This is a genomic window from Acidithiobacillus sp. TH-A35 (assembly GCF_057473505.1).
Window position 1 is genome coordinate 1 of the sequence record NZ_JBYCKR010000110.1, and the last position, 10,434, is coordinate 10,434.

Consider the following 10,434-nt stretch of genomic DNA (forward strand, 5'->3'; position numbering starts at 1 on the left):
CCGCGCAGTGGCCTCTTCCCCCGCCGCAACCGCATCATCAGCGGCCTCAGCCTGGGCGTACTGGTCGTTGAAGCCGCAGAGGGCAGCGGTTCACTGATTACCGCCCGGTTGGCAATGGAGCAGGGCCGCGAAGTCTTTGCCATCCCCGGCTCCATCCACTCACCGTTGTCGCGCGGCCCGCACCGCCTCATCCGCGACGGCGCCAAACTGGTCGAGAGTGCCGAAGACGTGCTCAGCGAACTCGGTCCCCTGTACGCTGTGCTGCGGGACGGTCAGGCGACAACACCCGCAGCAGACTGGCGGCCCGAAGATCCGGTCCAGGCCAAGGTCTGGGCCGCCATGGATTTCGACCCCCTCGCCCCGGAACAGATCGCCAGCCGCTGCGGATTGACGCTGACCGAGCTTTCGGCCATCCTCTTGGACATGGAATTACAAGGTTACCTCGCGGCCTGTCCCGGCGGCCGTTTCTGTCGCCTCCCACCTGCTTCCTAGGGCCAAGGCATGGAAGACGTCATAGACATCATCAGTTATCTGCTCGACCATCTCGACGACGAAGACGACGACATGGTCGAAGACCATTTACGCGCCGTCGGCTTTCCCGACGACGATATTCAGCGCGCCCTCGACTGGATGGAAGGCTTCGCGGTAGAGGAGCAAGAGGAGACCAGCCCCCGCTCGCTACGCGCCTACCACCCCTACGAGCAGCAAAATCTTTCCGTGGCCGCCCGCGGTCAGTTACACGACTGGGAGCGGCTTGGTGTCATCAACGGCGCCATGCGTGAACGCATCATCGATCGCCTGCTCGCCCTGGAACTGGACGACACCGATCTCGAAACCCTCGACTGGGTGACCTTCATGGTGATGGCTAACGACCCCGGCCCCGAAGCCTTCTGGATCGATGCTTTGCTCGGTAGCGACGGCGCACGGATTCTCCACTAACCTATGGCACACCAGCTCGTTATTGTAGAATCACCGGCAAAAGCCAAGACCATCCAGAAGTATCTGGGGGATGATTTTCAGGTGCTCGCGTCCTACGGCCATGTGCGTGATCTGCAGCCCAAAGAGGGTGCCGTAGATACGGAGCATGATTTCGCCATGCACTACGCCGCCATCGAGCGCAATGAGCGCCATGTGGACGCCATCGCCAAGGCACTGCGCGGCGCCGACAAGCTCTGGCTTGCTACCGATCCGGATCGCGAAGGCGAGGCCATCTCCTGGCATCTGGTGGAGCTGCTACGCGAACGTCACCTGCTCGGCAACAAGCCCGCGCAACGCGTGGTCTTCCACGAAATTACCAAAAAAGCCGTGCAGGAAGCCATCGCCCATCCCCGCGAAATCGCCATGGACCTGGTCAATGCCCAGCAAGCGCGCCGCGCCCTCGATTACCTGGTGGGCTTCAATCTGTCGCCGCTACTCTGGCGCAAGGTGCGTCCGGGCCTCTCGGCGGGCCGGGTGCAAAGTGCCGCCCTGCGCCTGATCTGCGAACGCGAAAATGAAATCGAGGCCTTCGTCAGCCGCGAATACTGGACCATCGCCAGTCGCCTGCAGCAGGCTGGCAGCGAATTCACCGGCCGCCTGACCCACTGGCAGACGAAAAAGCTCGAACAGTTCGACGTCACCAATAGTGATCAGGCCGAGGCCATCCGCAGCGGCATGGAAGATGATCTCAGCCGCCAGGCGCTACGGGTCCGGGAAGTGGAGCGCAAGAGCCGGCAACGCCAGCCTGCCGCGCCCTTCACCACGTCCACCTTGCAGCAGGAAGCCTCGCGCAAGCTCGGCTTCAACGCCAGCCGGACCATGCGCGTCGCCCAGCAGCTTTACGAAGGCATCAATATCGGCAACGAGACCGTGGGCCTCATCAGCTACATGCGTACCGACGCCGTCAACCTCGCCGAAGAGGCCATCGCTTCCATCCGGGACTTTATCGGCAGCCACTACGGCAGCGAATTCGTCCCCGAGACTCCGCGCCGCTACAAGACGAAAACCAAAAACGCGCAGGAAGCGCACGAAGCCATCCGCCCCACGGACATCGCCCGCAGCCCGGAGGCCTTGCAGGGCGTGCTCGAACGCGATCTCTGGCGCCTTTATGATCTTATCTGGAAGCGTAGTGTTGCCTGTCAAATGGCGCCCGCGCGTATGGACCTGGTCGCCGTCGATATGGACGCCGGCACCCATTGGACCCTGCGTGCCAACGGCTCCACCGTCACCTTTCCCGGCTTCATGGCCGTCTATCAGGAAGGCAAGGATGACGGTGACGAGGATGAGAGTAATCGCATCCTGCCGCCCCTCCATACCGGCGATGAACCCCAGGTACTCGGCATTGATCCCGAACAGCACTTTACCGAGCCGCCCCCTCGTTACAGCGATGCCACCCTGGTCAAAACCCTGGAAGCCCACGGCATCGGTCGACCCTCCACCTATGCCAGCATTATTCAGACCCTGCAGAACCGCGAATATGTCGCCGTCGAGCAGCGCCGCTTCCGCCCCACCGATCTCGGGCGGGTGGTCGGCCGTTTCCTGACCAACCACTTTGAACGCTATGTGGATTATGGCTTCACCGCCAGCATGGAAGACGAACTGGACGCCATTTCCCGCGGCGAAAAGCAATGGCAACCGGTGCTCAGCGCGTTCTGGGGACCCTTCCGCGCACTCCTCGACGAAAAAGCCAGCGTCAGCCGCACCGAAGCCACCAGTGAAGCACTGGACGAAACCTGCCCACAATGCGGCAAGCCCTTATTCCTGCGCCTCGGTCGCCACGGCCGTTTTGTGGCCTGCTCTGGCTATCCCGAATGTAATTATACCCGCCCGGTGGAGGGTCCTCGCGAACCCGCCGAGCCCGTAGGCCGCGACTGCCCGGACTGTGGCAAGCCGCTGGTGTACAAAACCGGGCGTTACGGCCGCTTCATCTCCTGCAGCGGCTATCCCGAATGCAAGCATATTGAGCCACTAACCCAGCCCAAATCCTCGGGGGTGACCTGTCCCCAGTGCGGTGCGGGCGAGCTCGTCGAAAAACGCAGCCGCTACGGCAAAATATTCTACTCCTGCAACACCTATCCCAAATGCAACTATGCGGTGTGGGGACCCCCCGTGGCGCGCCCCTGTCCCCGTTGCGCCTGGCCGATTATGATCGAGAAAAGCGGCAAGCGCCTCGGTGAACAACTCGCCTGCCCGCAGAGCGAATGTGCTTTCCACTTCCCGGTGAACGCCAGCGACGCGGAAATCGCCGCCATGCTGCCCGACTACACCCCGCCGCCGCCCCGCGAAAAGCGCGTACCGCCGGCCAAGAAGGGGGCCCCTGCCCGTAAGACTACGGCGAAAACCACCAGGAAACCGGCCGCGAAGGCGGCAACGGCTACCGCTAAAAAGCCCGCGAAAGCCAAAACGACGGCGAAAAAACCAGTCAAAGCCAAGATAACGGCGACAAAGAAAACCGCGTCGTCCAAAAGCACGGCCTCATCAGCCAGCGAGACTGCACCGCCTGCACCGCGGAAGCGCTCTGTAAAGGACGTCACCAGTTCATGACCTACGTCGTTACCGAAAATTGCATCCAGTGTAAATACACCGACTGTGCGGAAGTCTGCCCGGTCGAATGCTTTCATGAAGGGCCGAATTTTCTCGTCATTGATCCTGACGAGTGTATCGACTGCGCGGCCTGCGTGCCCGAGTGTCCCGCGGACGCCATTTTCGCCGATGACGACGTTCCCAGCGATCAGCGCGACTTCACCGCCCTCAATGCCGAACTCAGCAAAGACTGGCCGGTCATCCTCCGTAAAAAGGCAGCACTGCCCGACGCCGAAACCTGGAATGGCAAGGGCGACAAGCGTCCTTTGCTGCAGCGCTCATGAAGCGCGCGCTTCGATGTTTCACGTGAAACATGGCTAACCCCCGCTCCCCCGGCACGGAATCCAGCGCCCCCCTACGCGTGTCCGGAGGCGTTTTCACCCTCTCCATCCTCCACTTGGAAAGCAATAACCCCCAACAACTGGCGCAGCGTATTGCCGAAGAACATCAACGCCACCCCGCCGCTGCCGATTTCCATCGCCATGCGCCGGTGGTCCTGGATCTGAGTGCCATACCCGAAGAAGCGCCTTTGGCTTTGTCCGCAATCCTGGAGGTATTGCGCGCCGCCAACTGGTTCCCTGTCGGTTTACGCAATGCCGCGCCCGGCCACCAGGCTTTGGCGCAAGATCTGCACCTTCCCATTTTACGGGGCCAGGATCGTAACGCCGCCCCGCAGCCGGAGACGCCTCCGCCAACGCAACCCGTCCCCGCAAGTCCGGGCGGCCTGATTATTGATCACCCGATACGCGGTGGCCAACGCAGCTACGCCCGGGGTGGCGATCTCGTCTGTCTTGCCGCCGTCAACGCCGGCGCCGAAATCATGGCCGACGGCAACATCCATGTATACGGCCCCTTGCGTGGCCGCGCCCTTGCCGGCGTCAACGGGCAGGATACCGCGCGAATTTTTTGCGTGAGCCTGGAGGCAGAACTGGTTTCTGTCGCGGGTCTCTACCGGACGCTGGAACCTGGTTATCCCCTCTGGGGCAAAGCGGCACAAATTTACAGTCGCGACGAGCAATTGCATATTACTGCCTTAAACCTATAAGTCCTGGAGAAAAGAACCGTGGCCAAAATCATTGTCATCACTTCCGGAAAGGGTGGGGTCGGCAAAACCACCACCAGTGCCGCCTTTGCCAGCGGCCTCGCCCTGCGCGGCTATCGTACCGTCGTCATCGACTTCGACGTGGGTCTGCGCAACCTCGACCTGATCATGGGCTGCGAGCGACGGGTCGTGTACGACCTCATCAATGTCATCCAGGGCGAGGCCAAACTGCAGCAGGCGCTCATCAAGGATAAGCGCTGTGAGAATCTCTACGTGTTGCCCACGTCCCAAACTCGCGACAAAGACGCCCTGACCACCGCCGGGGTAACGGCGGTCATGGATGAACTGCGCAAGGAATTCGACTACATCGTTTGCGATTCACCAGCGGGGATCGAGTCGGGCGCGCTCATGGCGCTCTACCATGCTGACGAAGCCATTGTGGTCACCAATCCGGAAGTCTCCTCCGTCCGCGACTCCGACCGCATTCTCGGCATTCTCGCGGCCCGCTCGCGGCGGGCGGAACAGGGGGAGGAACCGGTGAAGGAGCATCTGCTGCTGACCCGTTACTCCCCCAAGCGGGTGGAAGATGGGGAAATGCTTTCCCTGGAAGACGTGAAGGAACTGCTACGCACTCCCCTGCTGGGCGTGATTCCCGAATCCGAAGTGATCCTCCAGGCCTCCAATCAGGGCATACCCGCCATTCACATGGAAAACAGCGACGTGGCTGAGGCCTATAAGGACGTCGTCGCCCGCTTCCTCGGTGAAGAGCGTCCCCTGCGTTTTATTCAGCCGGTCAAGGTGGGGTTCTTCAAGCGACTCTTTGGAGGCTGATATGTCCTTTCTCGATTACTTCCTCGGCTCCCGCAAGAAAACTGCCCATGTAGCAAAGGATCGCCTGAAACTGATCCTCGCCCACGAGCGGGATGCCGACGGTCCCGACTTCCTGCCGGCATTGCAGGAAGAACTCCTGGCGGTGATCGCCAAATATATCCCGGTGGACAAGGAAAACATCAAGGTGAGCATGGAGCGGCGGGGAGATTTTGAAGTGCTGGAATTGAACATCCTGTTCCCTGACCAGCACTGAGCACGGCAGCCACTCAAAACCTATAAGCAAGAGGTCGGTGGCCCGAAACCGATGTGGTAACCCCGTAAGTCAATGCGATGACTTGCTGACGATAAGCCAGAACCAATAGGGCACGATGAGAACAAAAAGCGTCCTTGGTGAAAATTATAGGGGTGATGCCTTGTATATAAACCCAAGCACGAATAGGATAATAGCATTATGCCCACCATTGATCGTATAGACACAACGCGGGTAGTGATCTACCTCAACGATCATCGTCCCGCTCATGTGCATGTGGTACAAGGGGATTGTAGGGCAGTATTGATATTGCATTGCCCGGACGGGCCACCTGAGCTACGGGAGAATATCGGCTTTTCCAGAACGGAGATGCGTCACATTTTGGAAGAAAGCATATCCCGATTGGCGTTGTTCTGTGGAGAGTGGGAGAGACACCATGGACCAGATAGACAAAATTCTTGAGCGCGACTGGGACGCCGCAAATCAGCGTGGACAGGAGACGCTTGCCACTGGCCCGCTGGCGGAGTCCGCCTACTATGACCAACCTGCGGGAAAGGTCGTGGTCGAGCTGAATAACGGCGTTGGCCTGCACATCCCACCGGCATTGATTCAAGGCATGGAGCATGCCACCCCCGCAGACATGGCAGAGATCGTCATTGAAGGGCATGGCTTGGGGTTACGCTTCCCGCGACTGGACGCTGATCTGTACGTCCCTGCATTGGCGCGGGGAGTTCTCGGCACATCCGCATGGATGCGCAGCCTTGGACGGAAAGGGGGTATATCAAAAAGTCCCGCCAAGGCAGAGGCAGCCAGAAAAAACGGACGGCTTGGCGGGCGTCCGCCATCAACGGAAAAGAAGGCCGTACCGTAATAACGGGATGAACCTCTCCTTCCCCTCAGCCTTGGTCCAATGCCACGATGAGGGGGTCCACTATAGACCGCCCCGACTTTCTGCCGGCATTGCAGGGGGAACTCCTGGCGGTGATCGCCAAATACATTCCCGTGGACAAGGAAAATATCAAGGTGAGTATGGAGCGGCAGGGATAACCGCCGGGTTTAGGATCATCAGTCAGTACGTGACCGTTACCGTAATGGTGTCGATGTAGGCGCCGGGGCTTGGCGCCTGGAGGGCGGGAATCCGGCCGTAGACGGTTTTGCTGCTGGAGCAGGACCCCATGCTGCCGGAACATGTGCCCGAGACGGTGGAAGTGCCGCCCGTACCATCGCCCCACACCTGGCTGTACGTGGCATTAGTATAGAGCTGTCGCGCCGAGGCCTGGCCAGATAACAGGCCAAGCGCCAGCGTTGACAGTATGCCGAGGCAGGCGAAGAATTTTTTATGAATCTTTTGTCATGTTCCCCTGCTCATGACGTAATCCAGCCACTGACTGGAGATCCTTTCCAGCAAGCGATTCTGACTCTGCCGGGCGGTAAGGTTATCCAGATCCACCCAGGCCAGGGGCTGATCCTGCTGCGCACAGGAAAATACCGCCTTGGTGCGCTGCCCCGTTTCCGGATCGATCTGCCATTGCAGACATTGGGCGCAGACGCCTTTGAGCATGCACTGCATGGGGCTGCCCACCGTCGCGGTGGCCTCCAGATCAGCGCGGAAATACGGCTGTAGCTCCGCCTGGAGGGCCTGCTGAAAGCCCTTGAGCAGGCCGGTGGAACCCATGACCATCAGGCGATCCACTTCTTTCAGGGAAATGCCTTCCCCACCCTGCGCCGCCTGTCCCGGTAATGCCCCGGCCCCATAGGCGCGCAGCAAGGCCACCATGTCGCTGGCCTCGACACTGAGATCCTGGGGACGATGGGCTTCAATCAACGGGCCACTGCCCGTACACCAGATGATCTGGTCCGCGGCCTCTTCCAGTTCCGCCTGGTTATCCAGTTCGCCGGCTTTGCCCAGGGCCGCCACATAGAGCACGCGGTTGCCCGCGGCCCGCAAGGCCGGGCCGATATCGAGCATCACCGCCGCGCCCCAGCGTCCGGCGACCACCAGTATCGTTTTACCCGTGGGGATGTCGGTGGGTGCGCCGGTCGGCCCCATGAGAATCAGGGGATCGCCCGGCTGCAAGCGTCCCACCAGGCGCGGGCCGGTGCCCCATTGCAGGATCAGGAGGCGCACCGCGTCCCCTTCCACCCCCGCACCGCTGACCGTCAGTACCGGTACCTGTAAGCGGGTGCCATTCACGATCGGGCTGTGACTCTCGAAGGTCTGCAAGCGGAAAAACTGTCCCGGCCGGAAATTGCGGGCCGCCAGCGGGGCCTCCACCCACATCTCGGTGACGGCGGGGTTGCTGCGATCCATGCGGAGTACCCGCATGCTCAGCAGATGCTGCAACCGTTGCTGAAAGCCTTGCACATCCGGATCGACGGCGGTATCCAGCGTCCCCAGGCTTTGCATGACCTGCGGGTAGGTCGCCTTGGCCGAGGCGATGGCCTTGACCACGCTGCCATGAAACACCGGATGCGTGTCCCCAATAAAACTGATCCGATGTCCTTGCGCATCACCGTAGGAAGTAAAGGGTCCGGCCTCGGGGGCCTTGCAGTGCTCGGCCACCTGCACCGCTTGCAACGGCCCGTTATCGTGGGCCACATGGGTCAGGAAGTGGTCCCCATCCAGTTGGAAAGTCCCCGGATATTCCCTTTCATAGATGGTGTTGGGGACGGTGCCGGCGGCGATGAAGACGGCGCGTGCGGGTAGCCGCAGGTCCTGATCGCTGGCCAGCCAGCGCCCTTCCACCTCGCGCATCCGGCGGAAGACCATGTGCGCGATATGCCCATAACGGTCCAATTCTGCCCGCAGAGGGTCGAGACCCTCGCCATAATAGAGCCCTTCTTCCATGGCCTGGATGAGTTCTTCATGGTTGCGGGTATAGGCGGGTGACTGCTGCATCCCTTTCCGGTACGCCAGGGTGACGCCGCCCCAGGACTGGATCAGCGGCACGAAGTTGGGCGATTCGTCCTCTGCGGCGGCGCGCTCGCGCTCCGCACCCACGGCGCGGCCGTGGCTCAGGAATTCGTCGAGAATTTCGGTATCTTCCGCGGAGAGCCCGGCGCGGAGTTTTTCTTCTCCGGAGCGCGCCGCCATCGCTTCATAGCGCGCCAGAACCTTCTCCACCTGCCGCACATAGTAGGCTTGTACCTCGGTGGCGGTATCCACTGCGGTGAGGCCGCCGCCGATGACCACCGCCGGCAGGCGCACCTGCAGATTGGCGAGACTGGATTGCTTGCCCGCTCCGGTGAGCTGCAAGGCCATGAGGAAATCGCTGGCCTGGCGCATACCGCGGGCGAGGCTTTCGCCCATGGGCACTACCCGCGGCAGGCCGGCGCCGGTGGCAATACAGACGTGATCGAAGCCCAGTTCCCAGGCATTCTCGAGGGTGATGGTGCCGCCCAGCCGCACGCCGCCGAAAATCTGGAAATGGGGGCGCCGTGCCAGGGTCAGGTAGATCAGTTTGAGAAAATTCTTGTCCCAGCGCACGGTGATGCCATATTCGGCGACGCCGCCAAAACCCAGCAGAATCCGTTCGTCGAGGTCCTCCTGGAGACTGCTCCAGTCGCGAATGGGCTGCTCCAGCCATTGCTGGGGCAGCGGTTCGATTTTCAGGCCATCGATACCCACGACCGCACAGCCTTCCTGCAGGAGATGGTGGGCCATGGTGAAGCCCGCCGGGCCCATACCCGCCACCAGCACCTTCCGCCCGTTGTAGGGCTGCGCCAGATATTGCGTTTGCCGCAGCGGATTCCAGCGGGTGAGCAGATCGTAAATCTCGACGCCCCAGGGCAGATTCAGTACGTCCGTGAGGATCCGGGTCTCCACCTGCGGTATGTTCACCGGGTCTTGCTTCTGGTAGACACAGGCCTTCATGCAGTCATTGCAGATGCGGTGTCCGGTGGCGGGGACCATGGGGTTGTCCACCATCGCCATGGCTAGGGCGGCGATATGGAGTCCGTCCCGCTTCAGTACCTGCATTTCCGAGATCTTTTCTTCCAGCGGGCAGCCGGTGAGGGTGACACCGAGGGGGTCTACCTTGAGACCCAGTTCCGGTACGCCCTTTTTCTCGGGAAAGCCCTTGGAGCAAAAATCCCCGTCGTGATCATGGCAGTACAAGCAATAATGGACTTCGCTCTGGACGCTGCGCGGGTCCATACGCGGATCGGTCAGATGAAAGCCGTCACGGCGGCGCAGGGTGCCTTCCGGAGATACCATAGGCGCACCAGGGAGGTCGTCCCGCCGTTTCAAGGGTACCAGTGCTTCATGGTCCACCCGCTGCGGCAGGCGGAAACTGGACCAGCCTTGCACCGCCAGGGCGGCCTGCGGGTCACTCAGGATGCGGGCACACCACTGGGTCAGACGGTCGATAGCCTCGGCGTGGACCGCTTCGTCCTCGAGCCAGGCTTCACCGAGCCGGGCAATGGCCCATTCGCGATCTCCCAGCGGCCAGCCGCGCTGCCGGATTTCTCCATCCAGCCATTGATCCAGATCGGCAAAAGATTCGGGAAATCCACCACGGTAACGGCGCGCGCGGCGCAGCACAAAATGCTTTTTGAACGCCATCACCACATCATGGCTGCGCGTCCGCGCCTGCAACTCCGCTACTTCCGCGTCAATGGCAAAAAGTTCGCCGATAAACCGCTCCACCCACAGCGCAAGCCGCAGCAATAAATTACTCTGCACCCGACCAACAAACTCCTCACCGCCAGCGCGATAGGCACCGAGGCGGGTCGCCAGCTCGCCATCCTG

General features: G+C 61.2%; 11 protein-coding genes and 1 pseudogene. 10 read left to right on the forward strand and 2 right to left on the reverse strand.

Going from position 1 to position 10,434, the window contains the following annotated elements:
- The 10 genes and pseudogenes from AC2VNK_RS04010 to AC2VNK_RS04055 form a co-directional block, all read left to right on the forward strand.
- A partial coding sequence (locus AC2VNK_RS04010; protein ID WP_486882897.1) for a DNA-processing protein DprA occupies positions 1–492 on the forward strand: 492 nt, incomplete at its 5' end.
- 9 nt (positions 493–501) lie between these two features.
- On the forward strand, positions 502–939 hold the full coding sequence (locus AC2VNK_RS04015; protein ID WP_291509762.1) for a Smg family protein: 438 nt from the start codon (positions 502–504) through the stop codon (positions 937–939).
- Between the two features lie 3 nt (positions 940–942).
- Positions 943–3,522 carry a type I DNA topoisomerase gene (topA, locus tag AC2VNK_RS04020; RefSeq protein WP_486882899.1) on the forward strand — a complete coding sequence of 860 codons (2,580 nt, stop codon included), beginning with the start codon at positions 943–945 and terminating at the stop codon, positions 3,520–3,522.
- Positions 3,519–3,845 carry a ferredoxin FdxA gene (gene fdxA / locus AC2VNK_RS04025; protein WP_486882900.1) on the forward strand — a complete coding sequence of 109 codons (327 nt, stop codon included), beginning with the start codon at positions 3,519–3,521 and terminating at the stop codon, positions 3,843–3,845. The genes topA and fdxA overlap by 4 nt, the downstream gene beginning before the upstream one ends.
- Before the next feature lie 29 nt (positions 3,846–3,874).
- Positions 3,875–4,606 (forward strand): septum site-determining protein MinC, encoded by a 732-nt coding sequence (minC, locus tag AC2VNK_RS04030; RefSeq protein ID WP_291522231.1) that lies wholly within the window; start codon positions 3,875–3,877, stop codon positions 4,604–4,606.
- 18 nt (positions 4,607–4,624) lie between these two features.
- Positions 4,625–5,434, forward strand: coding sequence for a septum site-determining protein MinD (gene minD / locus AC2VNK_RS04035; protein ID WP_291522233.1), 810 nt, complete (start codon positions 4,625–4,627; stop codon positions 5,432–5,434).
- Position 5,435: 1 nt separating this feature from the next.
- Entirely contained in the window at positions 5,436–5,687 is a 252-nt protein-coding gene (gene minE / locus AC2VNK_RS04040; protein WP_287766375.1) for a cell division topological specificity factor MinE, read from the forward strand.
- Positions 5,688–5,885: 198 nt separating this feature from the next.
- A complete protein-coding gene (locus AC2VNK_RS04045; RefSeq protein WP_291522236.1) occupies positions 5,886–6,146 on the forward strand; it encodes a DUF4160 domain-containing protein in 261 nt (86 codons plus the stop codon).
- Complete coding sequence (locus tag AC2VNK_RS04050) at positions 6,121–6,555, forward strand: DUF2442 domain-containing protein (protein ID WP_291522238.1); 435 nt, start codon at positions 6,121–6,123, stop codon at positions 6,553–6,555. Before AC2VNK_RS04045 ends, AC2VNK_RS04050 begins: the two co-directional genes overlap by 26 nt.
- Positions 6,556–6,620: 65 nt before the next feature.
- Positions 6,621–6,731: pseudogene (locus AC2VNK_RS04055) on the forward strand (cell division topological specificity factor MinE); the annotation flags it as partial.
- A gap of 22 nt (positions 6,732–6,753) precedes the next feature.
- Here AC2VNK_RS04055 and AC2VNK_RS04060 read toward each other — a convergent pair.
- Together AC2VNK_RS04060 and AC2VNK_RS04065 are read right to left on the reverse strand one after the other, a co-directional pair.
- Positions 6,754–7,029: a spore coat protein U domain-containing protein gene (locus tag AC2VNK_RS04060; protein WP_486882905.1), complete on the reverse strand. Its 276-nt coding sequence runs from the start codon at positions 7,027–7,029 to the stop codon at positions 6,754–6,756.
- A 6-nt stretch (positions 7,030–7,035) separates the two neighbouring features.
- On the reverse strand, positions 7,036–10,434 hold a 3,399-nt coding region (locus AC2VNK_RS04065; RefSeq protein ID WP_486882903.1), incomplete at its 5' end, for an FAD-dependent oxidoreductase.